The organism is Trichococcus collinsii (genome assembly GCF_900107505.1).
Classification (GTDB): Bacteria; Bacillota; Bacilli; order Lactobacillales; family Aerococcaceae; genus Trichococcus; species Trichococcus collinsii.
This window is the reverse complement of sequence record NZ_FNQH01000001.1, coordinates 675,247-698,437: the sequence shown is the minus strand read 5'-3', so window position 1 is coordinate 698,437 and position 23,191 is coordinate 675,247. Positions and strand designations below refer to the sequence as shown.

General features: G+C 36.2%; 24 protein-coding genes, 2 tRNA genes and 1 pseudogene. 24 read left to right on the top strand and 3 right to left on the bottom strand.

What is annotated here, in order from left to right; translation table 11 throughout:
- Nucleotides 1-210 precede the first annotated feature (210 nt).
- From BLV66_RS03275 to BLV66_RS03250, 6 genes are all read left to right on the top strand, one after another.
- Nucleotides 211-516: a hypothetical protein gene (locus tag BLV66_RS03275; RefSeq protein WP_086984704.1), complete on the top strand. Its 306-nt coding sequence runs from the start codon at nt 211-213 to the stop codon at nt 514-516.
- 241 nt (nt 517-757) lie between these two features.
- A complete protein-coding gene (locus tag BLV66_RS15495; RefSeq protein WP_176974102.1) occupies nt 758-895 on the top strand; it encodes a hypothetical protein in 138 nt (45 codons plus the stop codon).
- A gap of 1,145 nt (nt 896-2,040) precedes the next feature.
- Entirely contained in the window at nt 2,041-3,219 is a 1,179-nt protein-coding gene (locus tag BLV66_RS03265; protein WP_086984705.1) for a DUF262 domain-containing protein, read from the top strand.
- Between the two features lie 758 nt (nt 3,220-3,977).
- Complete coding sequence (locus tag BLV66_RS03260) at nt 3,978-6,254, top strand: MrcB family domain-containing protein (protein WP_245826639.1); 2,277 nt, start codon at nt 3,978-3,980, stop codon at nt 6,252-6,254.
- The gene (locus tag BLV66_RS03255; protein WP_086984706.1) at nt 6,238-7,560 is read left to right on the top strand and encodes a 5-methylcytosine restriction system specificity protein McrC; all 1,323 of its coding nucleotides are present in this window, start codon (nt 6,238-6,240) and stop codon (nt 7,558-7,560) included. The genes BLV66_RS03260 and BLV66_RS03255 overlap by 17 nt, the downstream gene beginning before the upstream one ends.
- Nucleotides 7,561-7,603: 43 nt before the next feature.
- Nucleotides 7,604-8,230: a hypothetical protein gene (locus tag BLV66_RS03250; RefSeq protein WP_086984707.1), complete on the top strand. Its 627-nt coding sequence runs from the start codon at nt 7,604-7,606 to the stop codon at nt 8,228-8,230.
- A gap of 289 nt (nt 8,231-8,519) precedes the next feature.
- Here the strand turns inward: BLV66_RS03250 and BLV66_RS03245 are convergent, their stop codons facing one another.
- On the bottom strand, nt 8,520-8,783 hold the full coding sequence (locus BLV66_RS03245; protein WP_086984708.1) for a helix-turn-helix domain-containing protein: 264 nt from the start codon (nt 8,781-8,783) through the stop codon (nt 8,520-8,522).
- 79 nt (nt 8,784-8,862) lie between these two features.
- Between BLV66_RS03245 and BLV66_RS03240 the strand changes: the two genes are divergently transcribed.
- From BLV66_RS03240 to BLV66_RS03200, 9 genes are all read left to right on the top strand, one after another.
- On the top strand, nt 8,863-10,053 hold the full coding sequence (locus tag BLV66_RS03240) for an AIPR family protein (protein ID WP_086984709.1): 1,191 nt from the start codon (nt 8,863-8,865) through the stop codon (nt 10,051-10,053).
- Between the two features lie 143 nt (nt 10,054-10,196).
- Nucleotides 10,197-10,517: a hypothetical protein gene (locus BLV66_RS03235; RefSeq protein ID WP_086984710.1), complete on the top strand. Its 321-nt coding sequence runs from the start codon at nt 10,197-10,199 to the stop codon at nt 10,515-10,517.
- A 375-nt stretch (nt 10,518-10,892) separates the two neighbouring features.
- Nucleotides 10,893-11,459, top strand: coding sequence for a recombinase family protein (locus BLV66_RS03230; protein ID WP_086984711.1), 567 nt, complete (start codon nt 10,893-10,895; stop codon nt 11,457-11,459).
- 107 nt (nt 11,460-11,566) lie between these two features.
- Nucleotides 11,567-11,839 carry a LysR family transcriptional regulator gene (locus BLV66_RS03225; RefSeq protein WP_086984712.1) on the top strand — a complete coding sequence of 91 codons (273 nt, stop codon included), beginning with the start codon at nt 11,567-11,569 and terminating at the stop codon, nt 11,837-11,839.
- Between the two features lie 181 nt (nt 11,840-12,020).
- The gene (locus tag BLV66_RS03220; protein ID WP_176974101.1) at nt 12,021-13,187 is read left to right on the top strand and encodes an AbiH family protein; all 1,167 of its coding nucleotides are present in this window, start codon (nt 12,021-12,023) and stop codon (nt 13,185-13,187) included.
- Between the two features lie 123 nt (nt 13,188-13,310).
- Nucleotides 13,311-13,646, top strand: coding sequence for a DUF6075 family protein (locus tag BLV66_RS03215; RefSeq protein WP_086984714.1), 336 nt, complete (start codon nt 13,311-13,313; stop codon nt 13,644-13,646).
- 116 nt (nt 13,647-13,762) lie between these two features.
- Nucleotides 13,763-14,740 (top strand): DNA/RNA non-specific endonuclease, encoded by a 978-nt coding sequence (locus BLV66_RS03210; RefSeq protein WP_086984715.1) that lies wholly within the window; start codon nt 13,763-13,765, stop codon nt 14,738-14,740.
- Between the two features lie 238 nt (nt 14,741-14,978).
- Nucleotides 14,979-16,061, top strand: a complete 1,083-nt coding sequence (locus BLV66_RS03205) for an AbiH family protein (RefSeq protein WP_086984716.1) — start codon at nt 14,979-14,981, stop codon at nt 16,059-16,061.
- A 289-nt stretch (nt 16,062-16,350) separates the two neighbouring features.
- Nucleotides 16,351-16,716, top strand: a complete 366-nt coding sequence (locus BLV66_RS03200) for a hypothetical protein (protein WP_086984717.1) — start codon at nt 16,351-16,353, stop codon at nt 16,714-16,716.
- A 64-nt stretch (nt 16,717-16,780) separates the two neighbouring features.
- On the opposite strand, the gene BLV66_RS03195 is transcribed toward BLV66_RS03200, so the two are convergent.
- Nucleotides 16,781-17,134: a hypothetical protein gene (locus tag BLV66_RS03195; protein ID WP_143033082.1), complete on the bottom strand. Its 354-nt coding sequence runs from the start codon at nt 17,132-17,134 to the stop codon at nt 16,781-16,783.
- Nucleotides 17,135-17,598: 464 nt separating this feature from the next.
- On the opposite strand from BLV66_RS03195, the pseudogene BLV66_RS15890 reads away from it, so the two are divergent.
- From BLV66_RS15890 to BLV66_RS03185, 3 genes and pseudogenes are all read left to right on the top strand, one after another.
- Nucleotides 17,599-17,691, top strand: a pseudogene (locus tag BLV66_RS15890) (methionine gamma-lyase family protein); the annotation flags it as partial.
- A 175-nt stretch (nt 17,692-17,866) separates the two neighbouring features.
- Nucleotides 17,867-17,940, top strand: a tRNA-Arg gene (locus tag BLV66_RS03190).
- Between the two features lie 268 nt (nt 17,941-18,208).
- Nucleotides 18,209-18,282, top strand: a tRNA-Arg gene (locus BLV66_RS03185).
- 84 nt (nt 18,283-18,366) lie between these two features.
- On the opposite strand, the gene BLV66_RS03180 is transcribed toward BLV66_RS03185, so the two are convergent.
- Nucleotides 18,367-18,672: a hypothetical protein gene (locus tag BLV66_RS03180; RefSeq protein WP_143033081.1), complete on the bottom strand. Its 306-nt coding sequence runs from the start codon at nt 18,670-18,672 to the stop codon at nt 18,367-18,369.
- A 235-nt stretch (nt 18,673-18,907) separates the two neighbouring features.
- Between BLV66_RS03180 and BLV66_RS03175 the strand changes: the two genes are divergently transcribed.
- The 6 genes from BLV66_RS03175 (at nt 18,908) to fabD (ending at nt 23,162) form a co-directional block, all read left to right on the top strand.
- Nucleotides 18,908-19,246, top strand: a complete 339-nt coding sequence (locus BLV66_RS03175; protein WP_086985976.1) for a DUF2187 domain-containing protein — start codon at nt 18,908-18,910, stop codon at nt 19,244-19,246.
- 284 nt (nt 19,247-19,530) lie between these two features.
- Nucleotides 19,531-19,992, top strand: coding sequence for a fatty acid biosynthesis transcriptional regulator FabT (gene fabT / locus BLV66_RS03170; protein WP_176974100.1), 462 nt, complete (start codon nt 19,531-19,533; stop codon nt 19,990-19,992).
- Entirely contained in the window at nt 19,992-20,975 is a 984-nt protein-coding gene (locus BLV66_RS03165; RefSeq protein WP_086984720.1) for a beta-ketoacyl-ACP synthase III, read from the top strand. Before fabT ends, BLV66_RS03165 begins: the two co-directional genes overlap by 1 nt.
- Before the next feature lie 26 nt (nt 20,976-21,001).
- Entirely contained in the window at nt 21,002-21,229 is a 228-nt protein-coding gene (locus tag BLV66_RS03160; protein WP_086984721.1) for an acyl carrier protein, read from the top strand.
- 25 nt (nt 21,230-21,254) lie between these two features.
- Complete coding sequence (gene fabK / locus BLV66_RS03155; protein ID WP_086984722.1) at nt 21,255-22,214, top strand: enoyl-[acyl-carrier-protein] reductase FabK; 960 nt, start codon at nt 21,255-21,257, stop codon at nt 22,212-22,214.
- Nucleotides 22,215-22,235: 21 nt separating this feature from the next.
- On the top strand, nt 22,236-23,162 hold the full coding sequence (gene fabD, locus BLV66_RS03150) for an ACP S-malonyltransferase (RefSeq protein WP_086984723.1): 927 nt from the start codon (nt 22,236-22,238) through the stop codon (nt 23,160-23,162).
- The last annotated feature ends 29 nt before the right edge of the window (nt 23,163-23,191 follow it).

Below are 23,191 nucleotides of genomic sequence, written 5' to 3'. Positions count from 1 at the left end.
AGCTCTTTGAGAACAGTGCATCAATCCAGGAAGGAAAAGATCGATTTGGTCACTATAATTATTCAAACGACTATAAATATTTGCACTCACGTCAGTGAGAGAACCAAAGAACAGACCGCAAAAAATTTCGCATAATTCATTAATTATGCGAATTTGATTTTTAAGGTATACAGAAAGTTACAGTGATTCATAAATAAAAGGAGTGAAATCATGGTTCATACAATAAATGATATTTCAGAATTTGACAAACTGTACCCTGAACAACAAATACAACTTGTCACTTGGTGTGAAAAATCATTCATTCAAATAAAAAATATAACGAACTGCCGATCTTCTTATGGTTTAAAACATGACTTTGAGTATTCTACAGACGGTTTTTATATTTCCAATGGTTCATTCAAAGGAGCTATGATTAAAGCCGGATTCAAACACAAAGAGCATATAGGTAGCCCCAATTGGCATTTTAACATTTCTAAAAAATCCGTTAAAAGAGTTAGAGAATTAAACAGGCAATAGAGATAAAATAGAAGAATAGAACTGATCTGAATAGACAGGATATACTATGAGGAAGGGGAGTAAGCGCAATGGTATGAGGTGAGAAAGTTGTATTTGCTGGGAAACTGGATACCTTATACCAAAAACAAGCGTAAGATTTAGTTCCCGCCTTATGGGGGAAATCGCAAACGGTTGTCACCAAAGATACAACCATCCTGGTGATAGGAAAGGCGAACACCAATATCTTCCAAGAGGATCCGCGATGTCTGAAGATGCAAAAAGTTTGAAGCTTATAGCAAGAAGGAGGGACGATTTGTGTGCTGTCGGAGAAGGACTTCCTGGAGCAAGTGTCTGCGCATCTGAATCAGGTTGTGGGTATGATGAAGTGAACGGACAATAGATTAGATTAAAAGAATTTGAACTAAAGAAGCTGCGGATTTAGCTGCTACATTAACCAATATATACGATTAGAAAAGGAGGTAGGTGAATGGTTCTCGCTATCGCAACGAGTGGCTCTATTTCTCGCATTTAGTGGCTCGTTTTTCCGCACAGGGCGCTCTATTCAGCAGCAATATTCATTTCTTGATGTGTCATCTATTGAAAAAAACTGCGATTTCAACATGGAATTCAAATCAGACGTGACAGTGGGTGTGAATGAATAGGATTGAAAGAAAGCAAAGCACTCTACGAAAATTATAAATGTAGGGTACCTTGCTTTCTTTTATGTTTAAGCTCACGGATAAAATGGAATTTACATATGCTTGAATAATATCAATCGGTATTCTCCACTTTTTCCGATACTGGAAACATCTTAAGCACGCTAACCTTATAAAGTTCAGCTCATCGGAAGAAGTCCTTCATTCCATCTTTTGAAGTATGAATTCAGTTAATTAGTCCTTTTAGCCTCCCTTGATGTTTCAAAGCTTTAAGAAAAACCTGATACTTTTCCTTGTCAGCTATACCGCTTAACAGTAAAGTTTTTTTGTATCATTGCTCATAAAATCCATAATTTGATCATATGCTTTTTTATATCTGACATTCGGGTCACCCTTTCTATTACTAACTATTTGTTTTGCGAATAAAACCAATATTTACCTTTTCAATATTGCTTCTTCATTGTTTTGAGCTACAAGAAAACTATTAAATTTCAAAATACACATATTTAATGTATCGCTCAGTATAACCAGTCCAGTAATAGCATCCTAATCTGTTGCTCATGAAAAATGCAGTATAATTATGGCGGATAATCGTGTTTCAATTAAACGAGGCGGGGGAAAATATTATATAGTGAAGAAGTAGTGTAGGAATCCACTGAGTTGGCTGATTCAGCCGCTTGGTGTTTTTTATTGCTGCGTAGCTCGGGGAAAATTAGCAGCTAATTTTAGCAGCTGAAAATAAATATTTGTTTATTAATATTAAACACCTATAAAACAACGTTTTAAGTAATAGATATAATTAGCAGCTTTGTTTTACAGATAATTTTATGTTGTTTTTTTCTTTAGCTTCTGTTACGATTAGAGTACCAAATTGAGAGGGACGGTTTTTATGACAATTAAAATTCACAAGGATTTAGAAAAATATGTTGATTTTGATCCGACAAAAGAATCTAATCCGAGAGCAACAAAAGACTTATGCAATGAGATTGAAAAGGGAAATATAGTGCTTCCTATTTTTCAAACGTACATACGATGGCAAATTGAAAAAGCGGTGTCGTTGTTGAACTTTCAGTTAAGAGGTAAAGCAGCTGTTGCACCTATCTCTATAAACAAAATCAGACAACATGGAGATGTTGGTACTCAGATTACATTTATTGAAAGAGAAGTTATAGCTCCAGATGAGATTATCAATAAGGAGTCTGTGGTTGATGGACAGCAACGCTTAACTTGTAATTATAAAGCCTATTCAAATCATCCTGATTTTAAAAATGTTGTTTTTGATATATCATTAGGTAAGTTTTTACTAAATGTTGAGACATTCAGAGATAGCCAAATTCCTGTTGGGATTTTATATAATAAGGATGCTAAAGAACTCGGTCAATTTATTAGTGAGCGTGAGTATCTGCAACCTTATCAGATTAGTGGTTTATTAGACCGAGTAAGAAACAAATTCATGGGTTACTATTATACCGTGAATATTGCAAATGATTTGAGTGAGGCGGAGCAACTTGAATGGTTTGAGGTTCTAAACTTAGCTGGAACTAAAGTAACTGGTGTTCAAGTTCAGTTAACTGAAATGCTAGTAAAGGGCGTTGACTACTATAGAGAGTATTCAGGTAAATTTCTAGAAATACTTAGGGAAGCAGAGCTTGATAATTTACTGGTCCAGAAGTCAACTGAACTTTCTATACCTTTAGCAATGCTTAATCCCGCTATTGAAGTTTTACAAAAAAGACCACATAAAAATAATTTCTGTCCAATACCATCGGATGTAAAAGCATCCTTGGTAAGTAAATTGGACACCGAGGACATTAGGAAGTTATTTGACATTGCTTTGGATGGATTGAAAACAGCAATTGATTTTATCGAGGCAACTGACCTATCAATACCAAAACGAATTGACTATATAACTTATTTAGCGGGTGCTTTTATGTATATCGGTGATAAACCATATGATAAAGAAGTACTGATTTCATGGTATGACACTGTGGACTTTGCGGATAAAGGAAATAGTGATCGGCGGGAAATTTTTGATAAATTGATTAATCCTTATTCTGAATTTAAATAAAAATTAAGCTTGAATTGTAATTACCTAAATTTCATAAAAACTTGTACCCTTTGCTCATCACAAATACGTGATGGGCATTTTTTTCTTTTATAGAGTGGAAAATTAACTGAGGAATTCGAACAGGCCTTTACTTTATAAGAAAATATACTCCTCCGTGGAATGCCCATTTTAATAGAACATTGTAAAGTGCTGACAAAGTCGAATAATAGTAAAAATGGCTAGTTAGAAATATGATTGACAATCTAGCTGGCTATTTTTTGGAATTAATATTTTTCAGCAATTTCTGAGTCTCGATTATTTCTTATCAGGCAACGAACTTTTCATTTTAATGTCTATTTAGGGTATAGCCAAAACAATCAATTGTAAAATGTTGATTCTGTTAGATTCTTTTTATGAATTATAAGTGTATAATAAACGCTGTGAAAAGAAGAGGGAAAATTAGGCATGCGCGTGTCTCCACCATATGTCAAAATTTAAGGCGATATCCCCGAATCTCTGAAAATCAAGAAGAGAAAATGTTCGAAAAAAGTATGCCAGATCGAGAAGAACTATAGAATGCCTTGGGCTTCCTGTGGGGAAGGTCTAAAATTGTTAACCGGCTAAGTATGCCGCCGATGCGAAATATCCACCACGTTATCCTATTAAGAAGATTGCTAAGGTATAGCGGGTTAATCGAGATACCATATATAGACTTAAGAAAGAACTCCCTCTCAAGAATTAGTTCATTTAAAGACGTAGAAAATACTTAAGGAGGCAACATGAATATATCTAATATGATTGCTGAAGCAGCCATACAATATCCAGAAGCTAGAAAAGGCCCTTTTGGAGAGGCACCAATAGGAAATATTATAAAAAATGAGATCCCTGAAGCAATTCGAAACAAATTGCTAAATTATGTGGTCAAAGGAAGCATTGGTAATGGACGATTTGCTTCGATTCCTTGGATTGCAATAATGGATCGTGAGATTACTTCTAGTACCACAGAAGGATTTTATATTGTATTTCTCTTTAGCTCTGATGGAAAAAGAGTTTATTTAACACTAAATCAAGGAATAACGTATTTTAATAAAAATAAATATAAACAATCCAAAGTTAAGGATATATCAAATAAAATATACGAAAGATTTCCTAGTTCAACAGCAGCAAGGATGGAAATTGATTTAAACTCTGACACTCCTCTAGGAAAAGGATACGAATCTACTACGGTGAGTGCATTCGAGTATGACACTTCGAATATGCCAACCGAGGAAAAATTATTATCTGATTTGGACTCATTGTTGAGTGATTACGCTAAGGTTAAGCAGTTCTTTGTTGATAATGATAAGAATCTTGAAAAATTTTACTCAAAAATTATGAGAAATGATACTTCAAATAAATACAAAGAATTTAAGTATCTTCTAAAACGCTTTGTCGAACAAGGAAATATTAACATTCAAGATAAGGACAAGAGAAAGACAACTCTAGGTATTGCGGGGTTCGATCATAACCATTTTCAACATTCAAATGGTTATGATCATATTACTATTGATGGCGTTGAGTATCATATTCATTTATTTAATAACGGGTCTTACGGACCTTTCAGTGGGAACGGGAGCAAGATGTTGCCATATTTTTGTCATGGGTTAGCAAATGAGTACTGGGCCAATATCCGTGCTACTTTCCAGAACTTCGAAATGAAATCATTAAGAATAGTAGAATGGAATAAAAATTCAGGAGATAAAGAAAGTGGTATTTCTTATATGATTGATACTTTGGACCTGTTTTCTGATGAAGAACCAAACTATAACTTGAAAAAATTATACAAAGAGTTTTCACTTCTTGAAGGCGAGGAGAATAGCGTGATAGTCAATGATAAAGCAAATGAATTAGCAGATAAGCTAGAAAAATCGAAAAATATTATACTCCGTGGTGCTCCGGGAACAGGGAAAACATATTTAGCTAGACAAATAGCTGCTTCGTTAATCGGTGAAGATGAAGATAAATTAAATGAAAGTGAACAATATGGATTCGTTCAGTTTCATCCTAGTTATGACTATTCAGATTTCGTTGAGGGATTGCGACCTATAACTGGTGATGAACAAGAGCAAGTTTCTTTCAAACTAGTTGATGGTATTTTTAAAAAATTTTGTAAACATGCTGCTAAATCTGATATAGTCGATGTAGTTGACAATTTTGATACTGCGTGGGAAAACTTAATTCATGCGATCAATGAGAGCACAGACGACTATATAATGGATAATAGTACTGTTCCAGCAACGTTAAATTCACATAACTCAATCAAATTCAGGTCCCCAGTTGCCACTAAAGAGAATGTATATAAACTTTATCGGGGAGAAGACACAAACCTTAAATATGAGACATACCAAAATATTGTATTAGATCATTTGACTGAAGTGTTTGGCTTGAAACCTTTTGAAGAGGGTGAAGCAGTTAGTAGTGAAAAGAAAAAATATATTTTCGTCATTGATGAAATCAACCGAGGCGAAATTTCAAAAATATTTGGAGAGCTTTTCTTTTCAATCGATCCTGGTTATCGCGGGGAAGAAAAATACGGTATCTATACTCAATGCTCAAATCTTCACATAAATAGTAAGGAAAAATTCTATATTCCGGATAATGTTTACATTATAGGAACGATGAATGATATTGATCGTTCTGTTGACAGCTTTGACTTTGCAATGAGACGACGCTTCAGATTTATTGAAATTAAGGCGGAAGAAACGACAACTATGTGGCAAGGACAGCTAGATGACACTAAGATAGAAGAAGCTACTAATCGTCTAGTTACATTGAATAAGCAAATTGCAGATACAGATGATCTGAATTCTAATTACCACATTGGACCAAGTTACTTTTTGAAATTACCTGAGTTAGATTATAACTATGATGTATTGTGGACAGATTACCTTCAGCCTTTATTGGAAGAGTATCTTCGTGGAAACTATGAAGAACAAGAAAAATTAGACGCCATGAAAAATGCTTATGATTTAATAGACCAAACAAACGAGGAAAATGCTGATGAGGATAGAAGATAATCACACTTATTTAAAATCTGAATTTGTTGCAGCTTATCCGAAACTTTCAGCAAAATTGGTAGATAAGACATTATCGGCACTTTCAGAGAATGAAAATTTACTTGTTTTCCCAAGTGATTTTTTAGCTGTTGATGATTTAGACCACGATTCAAAAATCATTGAAACCGTAAATGATACCATCAAATTTCAAAATGTAATTGGCTTCATTGGTTGCGAAGATGAACAATTAGAGATTCACTCACGGTTTTCACCAGGTAAAAATAATTATTTTTTGCACTATATGTTGCAGAAAGTACTAAGTATCAATATCGTGGATTTGGATTCTAAACTATCAATGGAGGAGCAACTCTATCAACTTTTGATGTATTTGTTCCCTAGATATCTCAATGCCGCTATGAGAAAAGGTATATTCAAGCAATACCGTAGATTTGAGTACAATAATACCAATATTAAAGGAAATATTGATATTGCTAGACACATTAAATCGAATACTCCGTTTACAGGTAAAGTGGCCTATTCAACGCGAGAGTTTACTCAGGATAACGATTTGATGCAACTACTGAGACATACAATAGAATTTATCCAACTTTCAGCAAAGAATGGGAGAATAATTCTTAATTCATCGGAGCTTACAAAACAAAATGTTTCAGCTGTCATCCTTGTTACGTCATCATATAATTTAGGTAACAAGAGGAAAGTAATTATCGCTAATAAAAATACGCCCGTAAGACACGCCTACTATACTGAATATTTAGCACTTCAAAAATTATGCTTGATGATTTTAACACATAGACGTCACAGCCTCGGTGGGGAAAGTAAAAATATTCATGGTATCTTATTTGATGTTGCATGGCTGTGGGAAGAATATTTGAACACGATGCTAAAGGCGGACTTCATTCATCCTAAAAACAAACAAAGTAAAGACGGTATTTCGTTATTTTTTGATAGAAAAAGAATGGTATACCCTGATTTTTATAATACGGACATCGATGTGGTTCTTGATGCAAAATATAAGAAACTTGAGTATACTGCCAAGGGCATTAACCGAGAAGATTTGTATCAGATAATTACTTACTCGTATATTTTGAAGTCAAAAAGTGCTGGGGTTGTATTCCCAAGTACTAGTGAGTCTGAGCACAGTAAAATTGGTAAACTATCGGGTTATGGCGCGGATATATTTAAGCAATCAATTCATATTCCGCAACAGGTTGATAGTTATAGAGAGTTTGATACACACATTAAGAAGTCTGAGGACAATTTCAAAAAGGAAATTATAAAGCTATTATACGGTAAAGCAGAAAGTTAATAATCACATCGATGATTAAAGCGTTGCAGAGGAGGCGTAGGAAATGGCAATTGTACAAGACTCTTATGATTTAGCAGATGATATTTTGACGAAAATCCTCACGGGAGAATACAGAAGAATCGGAAGCGTTATTCGTTATGCAACAGGACCAAACAAAGGCCGCATAGTAAAACACCTTGAACCCGTTCATATGGAAGTTGCTCAACAAGCTCAGAGCTTGGGTGCTAAAGCAATTCAGTTCGCAAAAAACAATAAGAAGGCACTTGTTATTGCAGGAATAAGCACTGGTATAGTCGCTGCAGGAGTTGGTATTTACTATAAAATAAAGAATCACGATCCAGAAGTTGTAACTAAATTTAGAGCATCATTAAAGAACTATATAAACGGAATCCGTAGAGGTGATCTTAGTGTAGATTCGATAAATGATTTGATGATTTGCTTAGAAAATCTGAAAAAACACAAAGACTATGAGAAAATCAGTATTCAGCTTTCAACCGAGGAATTAGGTATTCTTGTAAATCGAATTTTTGAGTATACGGAAAAACTGGCGAAAGACAATTCTATCGAGCTTACGGAAGATGAACTTAATGCACAAATATCAGATGGCACAATTCTTAATCTACAACGATATCTCAAGGCTCAGAAGAGGATTTTTGAAATAGCGGCATGACGACAATAAGAGAGCAAGTCACCCTTTTGGACTTAATGATCCATCAGGGCGACTTGCTCTCTTATTCGTTCATATCAATGCTAAAGCCGGATTTAAATTCCACGGTGAATTTGCTTTTGTAGACCATAATTTGCCGGACTAGTAGTTCGTCATATTGCGTAATAACTTATATAAATTGGGCAATTACACTTAGTTTTTCTGGCAAGTATTGGCAAGATAACGCAGGACAAAAATAGAAAACATAATGCTCAAGTGAGTGCTTTATTGAGCTACCTATAAAAGAATAATTCTATTTATAGATTTGTATGATAAAAATATCCGCCAGTTCTTCCAAAGTTCTATCCTTGAATACTTTTCTTTCATACATTTTTACAATTACTTCTATTGAGATGACATTGTATCCATTTTCGTAATTGTATATCATGCGAGAACTCACATCTAATTTCTCTGCAAGTTCTTCAATAGTTAGTCTTTCTTTATTGCGAAGCCCCGATAACTGTTTCCCCATTTGACTAATTCTGTCGTTTTTACTCATTTTTTTTCTTTTCGTCATTTTGAACCCCCGGTTCCTTTAAATGTTACTGCACTAAGTGTACTATAAACTTAAGAAAAACGAAATCGGAGGATCCAAAATGAAAAATGATGTGCTAAAACCCATACCCTATAAGAGAATAGTCAATTTAGAAAGCCCTTATGAGGAAGATAATCGTACTGTTTACCATGCCTGGGTCGATGTTCGTGATCTACCAGAAGGAATCCCAACTGAGGTAAATCCGAGGGAAGTGAATGTTCGGACAAAAGTGTATGGAAAACTTAAAAGTGCGTTGACCTCTTCTGACGAGTCCTTCTTTGTACACAACAGAGGGCTATTGATTTCTGCCAAAGATTTGAAAATTGATACACTCAACAGAGTCATGAACATTAATATCGGAAACTTGAGCGACGAAGACAAGAGCATATACGGGGTACTTGATGGAGGTCATACTTACCATGCTATTTTAACCGAAAGAGGAAAAATCGACGACAGTATCACGCAGTATGTACACCTTGAAATTATGACTCATGTAAGGAACATCGATGAAATGGCTGCAGCACGAAATACGAGTGTACAAGTTTCTGACAAGGCTATAGCTGAACTAGCTGAGAAGTTTGACTTTGTTAAAGTAGCGCTTTCTTCTGAACCGTACAAAGATGATATTTCATACCGAGAAAATGAAAGTGACAAGCGTCTAGATTCTGTTGATTTCGTTCGTCTCATGTACTGCTTTAACGTTTTTAAATTTCCTACGGATTCTAACAAACAACCGATTGCTGCTTATAGCGGGAAGGCTCAGGTGTTGAAAGATTATTTAACTGATTATGGTAGATACGAAACATACACCAAGATTGCCCCTTTGTTACCGGTGATTACAAAACTGTACGATGCGATTGAACAAGAAATGCATGCAGCATACCTTGAAGTCACTCCAGGTGGACAGTTTGGAAGAGTCAAAGGGGTAGACGACAAAGAAAACGGAACTACTACAAAATTTTACCAATGGCCGATAAAATACCAAATCTCTCAAGGATTGATTTTTCCGATCATAGCAGCTTTTCGGGGCTTAGTAACAGAGGAAAATGGAACGTTAGCCTGGGAAGTAGATCCTCTACAGGTTTGGTCGAGAATCAAAAGCAAATTGGTGAATAACACGGTTGAAATGTCTCGCCAACTAGGAAATAACCCTCAAAGTGCTGGAAAAAGCGGTACGCTGTGGTCACAAAATTTAGATGCAGTTAATACAGCTAAACTTCAACTGCAATTAGAAAAATTAAGAAGCAAATGATTTATTAATAAAAAAGAAAAGGAGATCTCTAAGATCTCCTTTTCCCTTGAATGGTTTATAGTTCTTGTTTCATTAAGTTAGTATCATAACTTGAAAATAAAGAACAAAAAATAATTACTGTATAATTAGGAGGAGTAAATATAATGGAGATTTTAGGAACTATAACTTTAATAACTGCACTAGTAACATTTATTTTTAAAATTACAAAGAAAATAACAGAGAGTTTGGTGTTTTTCTCTTTTAGGCAAACTGATGACACTAGATTAAAAGATGATTTAACCAACCCAAAAGAAAAAGACATTAATACTTTTACTTTTTCAATAATCATTGTATTAATTGCTTATTTTATCTCTTACATAACTAAAGTAAATCTATTTATATCTGTACTTTTATTTGTAATTTTCTCGATAATTCCTTGGCTTTATGTTATTAGTGTTATTGAAAAAAAGGAAAAAGAGTATTAAGTGTTACAATTGATGAAAAGAAATGGTATTTACATGGGATATTAGATGATGGACAATACGTATTTAAAAATCGTGTTTCAGAAGGCTATGACAAACTTATTATATTTTCTAAAGAAGATATGATCAAATACTTCTCTGGTTATGAGGATACTCCTAATAAGTCTACGCTAGAAAGAGTAACAACCTGGTATAAAATGAAGCACAATAAATCTGAAAATATAAAAATCAAATGATTGAAAAAATCTGCTTAAAGACAAGCAGATTTTTTTTGACTATATCCATAACTTTAGAGTATTGACTATGATTCCCTCGTCCAGTAAAATCAAGGGGTACGAGAGTGTCATAACTTATGGTCAAAAATGAGGGTGAAAAAAGATGAAATATGGCTACGCACGGGTGAGTACCCGCCAACAGGATCTGGAAGGACAGCTGCGTCAACTCGAAGAGGAATGTTGCGAACGAATCTACTTCGAGAAAATTACCGGAACAAAAAGTGATCGTCCCGAGTTCCAAAAACTACTTCAGGAAATTGAGACAGGAGATACTTTGGTTGTGACGAAGTTGGATCGCTTCGCTCGCAGCACGCAAGACGCATTGAACACAATCAAACTCTTTTTCGAGAAAGGTGTTCGAATTAATGTGCTAAATTTAGGGATTATTGAAAATACGTCCACTGGAAGATTAATTTTCACCATCTTCAGTGCCTTTGCTGATTTTGAGCGAGATCTGATTGTGGAACGTACACAAGAGGGTAAAGAATTGGCCAAACAGAAACCCGATTTTCGGGAAGGGCGCCCCAAAAAATTCAATCAGCAACAAATCAATCTGGCCATGAACTTATTGAAGAATCATTCCTACAAAGAGGTTGAAAAAATGACTGGCATCAGCAAGAGCACCTTGACGCGTAATAAAAGGAAAATGCAGTTGAATACCAAGGCTTAGCGTCTAAACTAAAAATGAGATAGAAACATACTTGAGGAAAATGACTTTTAACTGGCTTCAGATGTTCCCAATTGAGATACATCAACAAAAAGTGAAATGGTGAGTTCATGATTGATTATCGTTACCAAACCTTCCAGGTTTTATCTGATTCCTTAAACTATGCAAAGGCTGCGCTAGCACTCGCTTTATCACAACCAACGATCATGCAGCATATCCACTATCTTGAGAATGATTTGGAAGTTATATTATTCCAGAACCAAGGCGATAATTTGAGGCTGACCAAAAAAGGGCAATTACTGAAGAACCATTTAATTGTAATCAATGACCACATTGACGATTTATTACGCTCGCTGGCTACCAAATTACTACTGAGTAGTTAAAGTTATCTGAATTTTGTCGTTATAGACGTATTTATTTAACAAGATACGGTATAATTACATAGTATATTTTTCTATAAATTTGAACTCTGTCTTTTTTAATTAAGAGAGAATGTTATCATTTTAAGTACGGCTTATTTATAGACCTTTGTTTAAAACTAATTAGATTGTAAGGAGTTTTATTTTGAAAATAACATTTTTAATTGGTAATGGATTTGATCTTAATTTAGGATTAAAAACTACTTATAAAGACTTTTACAAAAATTATCTGAGCACATTAGATTCAAAATCTATTAACAATAATATATTGTATAGATATATAGACAAAAATATTGAGGATTGGGTAGATTTTGAGACTCGTTTAGGTCTTTTTACATTTCCTCCAAATAGTAGCGACAGTGGTAGAGTAAACCTTTTAAAACAAGCTAAGTCATTATCTGACGATAATGACTTTATAGAAAATGAGTTGAATAACAATATAAACTTTTCTAGTGATGTTTTTTTATCGGCATTAACTGATTTTCGCAAAAGTTTTAAAAAGTATTTAATTCAAGAATCTAAAAGGCTTGATAATGTAAATCGTTTATTGGGCGCAGTTTTATATAAAGGTCTAACAAGTTTTTCTGATGATTATAATGATAATGAAAAAATTAGTATCTATTCTAATATGAATAATCAAGCTACTTTTTCAAATGCTGCACGTAAGCTTTCTATCGATTATTCTTTCCTTACATTTAACTATACTGAATTTTTAGAATTAGGAAAAATTTATATAGATTCAAATGAAGTATCTCAACAAATTAGTAAAAATTTTAATGATGAAGCTGATACAGATCTAGAGATAATAACGAGCATAGGTCAAGTGTATCATATTCATTCAAAGTTAAACGGAGGTATGTTTTTAGGTGTAGATAATGATTCCCAACTGAATAGTGAAGTATTTTCAGCAAAAGAATTATCTATTTTAATTAAACCTTTAAGCAACCAAATACATAACAATAATATTACCGATAGAGCGGATAAAGAAATAGCCTCTAGTAATATAATTGTGATTTATGGAACAGCATTAGGAGTTACTGATTTAACTTGGTGGAAAAAAATAATCACTTTTTTACAAAATAGAGAGTCACACATGGTATTGATTCACAAATTTGATTTAGAAATTGATACTGAGGAAGATGACTTTTTTGCTTTAGAAGAAATGAAAGAAGACGTAAAAGAACACCTTCTCTCTTTTGATGATAAGCTTACAGTCGAGGAAACTATTGAACTAAAAAAACAAATATTTGTTAATTTAAACAGCAAGAGTATCTTTAACAGCACCGTATTGAACCAATATTTACTTGAATAAAATAAAAATCATTTAGTCACAAACCAAGTTTAAAATTTAATTAGGAATAATCGCAATTAATAGTAAATTTAAAAGTATTCTTTGGAGCATAAGCTAAGATATAAATATAACCCCAGGACGTATGTGTATACGGACAGTTACACAGAGCTGCTCATCAAGGATAAGACCGCTGAAACCGATGTTGAACGCAAAGCCCTATTTCTTATCTTGTCGAATGACGACTTGTTCGGAAAAGTGACGCACCTGTATGATTTTCAGGAGCATTCTATTAAACCGGATTCTCTGGATAACGGAGAGGTGGACTTGAGCAGCAGTTCACGCAAATTAGTTATGGCAGCGTTCAACTTATTCAATGGACACTACACAGCCGATATATTTGATACCTTCGCTGGTCTTGACGACGAGAACTTTGATTTAGTGATACAAGCAATAAAAATCCGCTTCAACAAGGACAAATGAACAAAAATTTATTTAAACACCATGCTATCGGAGTATGCTCTTCTACACCGCTCGTATCTGGAATCCTATTAAATTAGGATTTTTTTTAACTTCAACTTAAAAAGGGAGTGAATCGTATGATAAAAGGAAGAAAGTTATTGTGGGCTATTAGCAGTATGATGTTGCTCAGTGCTTGTACACCAACAGAAGCAGTCACAGAAGAAATAATGGCTTCCAGTTCAATCAAATCTAGCGTTGAAGTCGCTTCAGTGGCTACAGCTAAGCAAGAAAGCAAGGAATTTTCTCCGGAATCAGCCGTTTCCTCAGAGTATTCTGAAAGTACCGAACCCCAATCCTCTGTATCTCATGATGGCTATGCATTAATTGAAGTGGACGGCGGAAATATATCAGGATACCGTGCAGCAAATGTTGTCGTTGATATCGGTTTTGGTGATAGGGAGTATTGGGCCTATACAAATGAATATGGACAATTGGTTCGGGTTGTTGCAGCAGAAATTATTTTGCAAGATAATGCCACTGAACCAGTCAATTCTGACGGACGCTATTATGATGACGAAGCAAAAGTTCCGGGGACAGAGAATGAAAATCTCGACGAAGGACATGTCATAGCTGACTCTTTAGGGGGTGTGGCCAATGCCTATAATATTACGCCACAAGACAGTGTGCTGAACCGTCATGGGGATCAGGCTTATATGGAACGAACAATCCAACAAGCAGGTGGCGCAACTAATTTCGAGGCTATTATCACTTATCCAAACACGACTACCCACGTTCCAAGTTATTATAGATACACTTATACGATTAATGGGTACCAAGTAGTAGATGAATTCGAAAATATTAATCCAGATGAATACAATGCAGCACAAGGATTAACAGGAGAGGGCAGCTCGCCTTCTGACGGTTCCGGAACAGCAGCATTCGCTGCACCCACCGATGCCGCAGGAGGAGACGTATCCGCTGTAGACATGAATGGTAATGAACAAGTCACAATCCAAGAAGCGAAAAACGCGGGGTACGCTATGCCAATTTATAGTAATCATGGGTTATACCAGTTTATGGATGACCGAGATGGGGATGGACAAGTCGGAGAATAGGTATCGAGTATATCGGAATTATGAGAAAGGTGTTGCTCTCATGAAATATCAGCCAAAATGATTGGAGAGCAATTAGGTCTTACATCAATACAAGTTAATAAACTATTGTAAAGAGCTGGGTATTTAACAGGTAGCCTGGGGAACTGGATTCCAAGATGAAGAATCAGCAAACGTTGATGAACTTCAGGTTGGGATTTTAGAAATAGGGTAAATAATAAAAGAGGAGATTGCCTTAATTATGGAATTTACTAAATTAGCAATAATTGGCAATGGTTTTGATTTGTCGCATGGTTACAAGACTACATTCAAAGATTTTATTGAATCAAAATCAGAGGACAAATCTATCAAGAGTTTTAAAGAGTTCATTGATAAGAACTATGATGACGATGAATTAAATTGGTATGAATTTGAAAGTATTGCTGATGATGTTACTTTAAAATGGTTTTTAGATGTAAATTTTCCAGATATTCAATACGACTCAGATAATTTATTGGAAAAGGAAGACATAAATAGATTCAATGTTTTATTTAGCAAAATTTCTAAAAACCTAATGATGTATATCGAGGAAGCTACCACCATTAAAAGAGAGAAAATAAATAGTGTTAGTTCTGAAATAGAAAATCTTCATACTGTACTAGTAAATTTTAATTACTCAGACACCGCTGAACTTTATAACTCTAATATCAACTATATTCATGGATCATGTCAGGATGATTTTATTGTTTTAGGGTTTCCCACAAGAAGACAACCTGAACCAGATTTTATAGATATGATTACACAGTATTTCAGTAAGAAAGTTTTAAGAGAATCTTTAAAATTCAAAAGATTTTTAGGAGAAATCCGCCACATAAATACCGAACAAGAAATAAAAGAACTGTTTAGAGAAATGCGCTATCGACATATTCCTCACCTTCTAACTGGAAAAGGGGGTTATGATTTTGACTATTCATCAGGAATAAATGTTGAATGGTACGATTATAAACTAACTCCCATGCAACAAAAAGAAATTTTGCGAATCATGGATAGTGAACGAGAAAAAAAATTAGGACATATAATAAATAGTTACTACAAGCAATATGGTTGGGATAGTTTTAGCATTGAAAAGAATTATAATCCTAATCAAATAGAGGAGTTAATTATCCTGGGACATAGTCTTAAAGCTGACATGGATATTATTAACGAATTATTCAAGGAACTTGATAATTTAAAACAGATAAAAATATACACTTACCCAGGGGAAGATACCGCTGAAATTGAAACTAAAAGAAGATTTTTCTTAGATAGAGGGTTTGTGGGCAACATAGAACTCCTTGATTATTAGACACACAATAAATAACATGGTAGAGATAGAGAATATGAATATTTAAAATATTTTATACGCCTCCCTTACTAATAGTAGTATTGTCATTTCGATAATTTCTTTAGTATTATCCTATTTAGCTTACAGGATAAGTAAAAAAGATCATGCTTCAAAGGATGCGAATATTGAACTTTATCAAGCAATTAGTGGTTCCAATCCCTCCTATTTAATCAAGCCAGACCGGATAAATAATGAAGACCCGGATATTTATTGGGATAGCGATTACAGGGTAATCTCAGAAATAATACTTGTGAATAAAAGTTCTGAACCTATTTCAATAATTGAATTCACGCTTAATGATAAATACCACTTCAATTCTTACTCTAAGCCCGGAGGATATTATACTATCACCATCCTTCCAGATAAAATATTAAGTAAAGATGGTGTATTGTTTGGATTAGGGGACAAAAGTATATGCAAATTTTTTTTGGAAGATAGGTGGTTTAATCCCATATTTACCATAGAACCTTATGCGTCAGTTCAAGGTTACATTTTCTTTAATATCTCCGAAAAAGAATCTATGCTACCAGGCGTAAATAAACTGAAAGTATTTACTTCACGAGAAGAATTTGAATTTGATTTCGAAATATATGAAATGTTAGAAAGCAAGCTATAAAAATATACAGATTATGGAATTGATCAAAAATAGGAGCGGTCTTAGGACCAACCCCTATTTTTGATTATAGATTTTGTTCCTTCTTTGGTAATAAGTTCTGAAAAAAATGGTTATAAACTTCTTCGACATCTGAATCAACTGTGGGTGTATTATCCTTTACACTATTAAAAACTAATTCAAAATTCTTAGCGATCGCTGTGTTTGGCGTAACTATAGTTTTAGAAATAACTTCATAATCTTTTCTATATATAAAATCTCCATAGTACTCTATAAATCTCAGTTTTCCTAAATAAGAAAGGTATCGTTTAATCGCGTCTAATGCTAAATTATCTCTGTATTTTTTATTCCCAATTTCAAAATCGCTTTTGATAATTAAATCCCAATTCAACAATTTTTTCCCGCGTACGTCGTAAACCACTTCCATATCCTAATGACAGATATATTCGCCCCTGTATTCCTCTGATAAATAAACAATTCAAAAAGTTCCATTTGCCAAACTGGCCGTCAGGTCCTTTCCTTTATTGGATCAACCAACAAAGAGTAACCGTTATTGACCGTCTATGCGTACGAATGTAGGGTAATTATTTTATTCAACTTAAATAGTTAAGTTGTTTGGAAAAGACAAATCAATAGCTAGCATTTAACTGTGTTATTTTAGAATAGCTTAGCTTTAAACGGCGACATGTATATAGCCATTATAAGGAAGAAAAAAATTATCGATTTGAATTTGGTTAGTGAAGTAGCCAAAATTATGTTCAAGGTGAATCATATATGTATGTTCAGTGTGAAAAAGCTAAATTTCCTTTGACGTGAATAATAATAGGGCGTAGAATCATTGGTAGAACAACAATTGAAGTGAATTTGCAATAACTCATGATGTAGCCTTATTTGCTTTACGTGCAAGGCGGCTTGACGTATGAGCATGTCAAATTGGCAGTCACAGCAGCGGTGAAGGATACATTTTTCGCACAATAATTTGTGATTCTGGGCTGAACAGTACACACATTCAGCCCAGAAATCACACTTTTGGGAATAAAGAACTACCAATCATGTAATACCTCAAAACCTTACTGCGAAAAAGTGTTGACTTTAAGCTGATTTCCGTCTATACTATTAAATGTTGTGAGTCATTCAGACGGCTCAAAATTTTGTCTCAATAGCTCAGCCGGATAGAGCATTCGCCTTCTAAGCGAACGGTCGGGAGTTCGAATCTCTCTTGAGACGTCATATCTATTTTAAGGTTCATAAGTCCATAACAGAGAATCGGTTGCATCCGTGAAGAAGCGGATGCGACGTTTTTTTTCTCATTACAGCCTTATGGACTGGTCGACAGATAGAAGCCGCAGCGGGATTATCCGTTTATTGCGATTGTGAAACATTTTTTGATAAAAAATCAAAATCATAGTGACAATTTAAATGGTTTGCTGTATAATCATTTCTTGTGACACCGGTTTGAAATGGAATCAAACTTGCTTTGCCGAATATCAACTTTGTCTCAATAGCTCAGCAGGATAGAGCATTCGCCTTCTAAGCGAACGGTCGGGAGTTCGAATCTCTCTTGAGACGTATCAAACAAATATAAAGCCCACCGCAAGGAACAGATCCTTGCGGCGGGCTTTTTCTATGGGAATGATTCCAGGTTTCGAGAAATCAATCCAGGTATTCAAAGACATTTTTTGCCACTTCGTCGAAAACAACTTCATGCGAGTCGCTGTTGTCGATTTTCTTCAATGGGTAATTTGTGCGGTAGATGCTTTGATCAGGGAACTGCTCCAAATAAATGACAAAATTTTTCGGGTAGAAACTGACCATTTTCGTGAATACATGATCTTGATCAATGATGACAGTCTTCACTTCAGACATGCTCTTCACCCAGTAGGTATCCACATTGAAATATTCACCTGGATGAACTGTGTATTCATATTTCAGTATCGTAATAAGGTCATTCAACATCATAAATCCCTCCTAAACAGAATGTTAAACTCTTCACATCCCCATTATACCCCATATTAAGCAGATAATTAATACATTTATGAAATGAAATTGCGGGTGCAAGTCAATAATTTGAAAGTTATATGTCGATGTTAAAGACAATAAGTGGAAATTTAGGCTATATTCTGAAAAGTGTGGTATACTACTACTTGTAAGTCTGTTGCAGTTCCTGGTTCTTAAAAGTGAGGCGATAATGGAAATGGTACGAAATATTACTAACGAAACGAAAACCATGATTGAGAGCGAATTACGTAAAGGTACGAGCAACTCACGTATTGCGAATCTACTTGGCGTATCGTATGAGCAGGCTTTGGAGGTCGTTGATGCCATCAAGGAATCTATACGTCCTGAAATCGGTGATGAAATAAAATTTACATTCCGCAAGCAGGAAATGGTAGGGATAATCCGAAAATTATTGACAAATAGCGCCGTCGTAGAAATCTATTGGGATTTATCCTCCGGCACGATGAAGGATATCTGTGAAGATAAAACGATTGTGAATTTCAAAGACATTGAAGAGTTTGTTAAAGTTGATTAATACATATATGTAAAAAGAAGCGGCGCTCATTGTCGCTTCTTTTTGTCGTAGCAGGTCGTACAAAGCAGGCTGATTATACTGCAGTTTACCGTAACCGTTTTAAAGTAGTAAGGAATCAATGAATCTTGCTACAGCTGAAGATATAAGAGAAAATTATTATCGAAATGCTTGACAGGTTGTATAAAATTTTATATAGTTTGAAAGTCGAAAGGTTTGAACATCAAACTATTTTGACCTTCAAACAAATGTGGTTTGATTGGGCATCGAAAGGAGGAGAGCTATCTTTGGATCATTCCATAGATAAAATTAACTCATATCTCGTAGCTGTCTTCAATGAAGTGTTGGATATCGAAGAGGGTGCATTGCGTGTCAGTACATTTTCTGATCTATCCATCAAGGAGATGCATACAGTCGAGGCAATCGGCATGTATCAAGCTCATACAACTTCAGAAGTAGCAAAAAAATTGAACATAACTGCGGGAACTTTAACGGTGGCCATAAACGCTCTGGTAAAAAAGGGGTATGTCGAACGCATTCGGATGGAGAAAGACCGCAGAGTCGTAAAACTAGGATTAACCAAAAAAGGACGCTTACTGTATCGTCTTCATGATAAGTTCCATAGAGAGATGGTAAAGAATACCATTCGCGATATGGAAGATCAGGAAGTGAAAGTTTTGCTGAAAGGCCTAAACAATCTTCACGGTTTCTTATTTGGGTTAGTTCAAAATATCAAGGAACAGGGTTGATGGAATTGGGTTCAAAAATTAGCGCAACAGGTCACTATCTTCCTGAACAGATCATCACGAACGATGATCTGTCTAAAATCATGGACACGAGTGATGAGTGGATCAGCAAAAGGACAGGTATCCGCAGCAGACACATTTCGAAGGATGAAAATACTTCCGATCTGTCAAGCAAAGCGGCCCTCAGAATTTTGCAAAACGGCAACATCACTGCAGACCAACTGGACTTCATTATAGTAGCAACAATGACTCCGGATGCTCTCAGCCCATCAACGGCTTGCTTAGTGCAAGAACAGATAGGTGCAGTAAATGCTTTCTGTTTCGACATCAATGCAGCATGTTCCGGCTTTGTCTATGCATTGTCTACCGGACTCCATATGATGCAGAGCGGTCTATATCAGTATGGCATGATCATCGGTGCTGAGACAATGTCAAAAGTCGTCAACTGGGAAGACCGTTCTACGGCTGTCTTGTTTGGGGATGGCGCAGGCGGTGTGTTGTTGGAACGAACGGAAGACGATTGCTTCGTTGCAGAAGCGATCCATTCTGATGGCGGACGCCATATGGCATTAGTGGCGAACACGATGAAAGTTGAAAATCCGTATGGAAAGTCCTCCCAGGAGGATCAAGCTTTCCTTACGATGGATGGCAGAGCCATCTTCGACTTTGCAATCCGCAGTGTGCCAAGCGTCATACGCGAAGTGATGGAGAAAGGAAATCTTTCTGACGGCGATCTGAAGAAGATTTTAGCTCATCAAGCGAATGTACGATTATTGGAGGCAATCAGCAAAAAAGTGAAATTGCCATTTTCATTGTTTGCCACAAACATTGCGGAAACGGGCAACACCTCAGCAGCAAGCATTCCGATACTATTGGATCAGCTTGTTCAAACCAAGGAAATTCAACTCGGCACCAAAGATAAGGTGCTGATGACAGGATTTGGTGGCGGCCTCACTTGGGGAGCCATCGTAGTATCATTAAACTAAAAAAAAAATATTTGGAGGAATTTATTATGACATTCGAAAAAATCAAAGCAATCATCGTGGACCAATTGGACAAGGAAGAATCAGAAGTACAATTATTAACTAACTTCAGAGAAGACTTGGATGCTGACAGCCTGGACTTATTCCAAATCATCAATGACATCGAAGACGAATTTGACATCAAAATCGAATCAGACGAAGGCATCAACACTGTTGAAGATTTAGTTAAATACGTTGACGCTCAACTAGCAGAATAAGCAGTAAAAGGAAAGTAGGCCTTGTATGAAGTCAGAATTATGTGAATTATTAGGCATCCAATATCCAATCATTCAAGGAGCAATGGCGTGGGTAGCGGATCCTGATTTGGCAAGTGCCGTTTCCAATGCTGGTGGGCTTGGTCTTATAGGGACTGGACATGATAGTGTGGATGTAGCGAAAGAAAAGATTTCCAAAATGAAAGCATTGACGGACAAACCTTTTGGTGTAAACATCATGCTTTTGAATCCGCAGGTCGATGCTGTTGTTGAAGCAGTGATCGCTTCTGGCGTTAAGGTTGTCACAACCGGCGCCGGAAGCCCAGCCCGCTATATGAGCCAATTCAAAGAAGCAGGCATCACGGTCATTCCGGTTGTTGCTTCCGTTGCTTTAGCGAGAAGAATGGAAAAAGACGGTGCGGACGCTGTCGTTGTTGAAGGCATGGAATCCGGTGGTCACATCGGAAGAACAACGACGATTGCTCTGGTTCCTCAGGTTGTCGATGCCGTATCGATTCCAGTCATCGCAGCCGGCGGTATTGGTGACGGACGCGGAATGGCAGCTGCTTTTATGTTGGGCGCATCTGCTGTTCAAGTCGGGACCCGTTTTGTAGTTGCCAAAGAATCCAATGCACATCAAAATTTCAAAAATGCCATCCTTAAGGCGAAAGACATCGACACAGTCATTACCGGTCAGATTACCGGACATCCTGTTCGTGTGTTGCGCAACAAGTTGACCAGAGAATATCTGCAAGTCGAGAAAGAAGAGACGAGCAAGGAAAATCCGGACTTGGCAAAACTTGAAGAAATGGGCAAAGGCGCTCTGAGAAGAGCGACTGTCGATGGTGATAAAGACTACGGTTCGATGATGGCCGGGCAAATTGCCGGTTTGATTTCGAAGGAACAAACGTGCCACGATATCATACAAGAGTATATGACGGAATGCAAAGAAGTTATCTTGGCCCAAGCAAAATTGTGGGCTGAGTAACAAATTTATAGAGGTGAAATAATGGCAACAGCTTTTGTCTATAGTGGTCAAGGTGCGCAATATTTCGGAATGGGTCAAGAACTTTATAACGAGTATGCCGTTGTGCGCACTGTTTTTGATGAAGCTTCAGCAACGCTTGGTTACGATGTTGCAGAATTATGTTTCCAAGAGAATGACAAGCTTCATTTAACTGAATATACACAACCAGCAATCTTAACGGTTAGCTACGCCCTTGATCAATTACTAGCTGAAAAGGGAATTCAGCCAGATTTTGTTGCAGGATTGAGCCTCGGAGAATATACAGCACTGGTGAAAGCCAATGCTTTTTCTTTTAATGAGGCTATTTCGCTCGTAGCGAAACGCGGCAAATACATGAGCGAAGCAGTTCCTGCCGGCCGTGGCAAAATGGCTGCCGTCATGAATGCGGAACGCTCTGTGATCGAAGAATCTTGCCGGGAAGCAAGCGAGACAGCTTATGTCGCGCCTGCCAACTATAATATGCCGACGCAGATCGTCATCGGTGGGGAAATCGAAGGCGTCAATAAAGCCATCGAAATCCTTGAGTCCAAAGGCGTGAAACGCATCATCCCTTTGAACGTCAGCGGTCCTTTCCATACAGCACTGTTGCATCCTGCAGCGGAAAAGTTGGAAGTGGCTTTGGCTGAGGTGAATGTGGATGAACCGAAGATACCTGTCGTCGGCAATACCGAAGCGACCATCGTAACAAGGGATGCCATCAAGGGTCTTTTGGTGCGTCAGATCGAATCGCCGGTATTATGGGAAGACAGCGTCCGCAAGCTGGTTGAATTGGGTGTGGACACCTTCGTGGAAGTCGGCCCAGGCACGACTTTAAGCAAATTCATCAAAAAAATCAACAAAGAGGTCGCTGTATACAATGTGGAGGATTTGAAATCCCTCACCAAGACCCTTGAAGCATTACAAAAATAAGTAGATCAGACAAGAAAAGAGGGATAGTC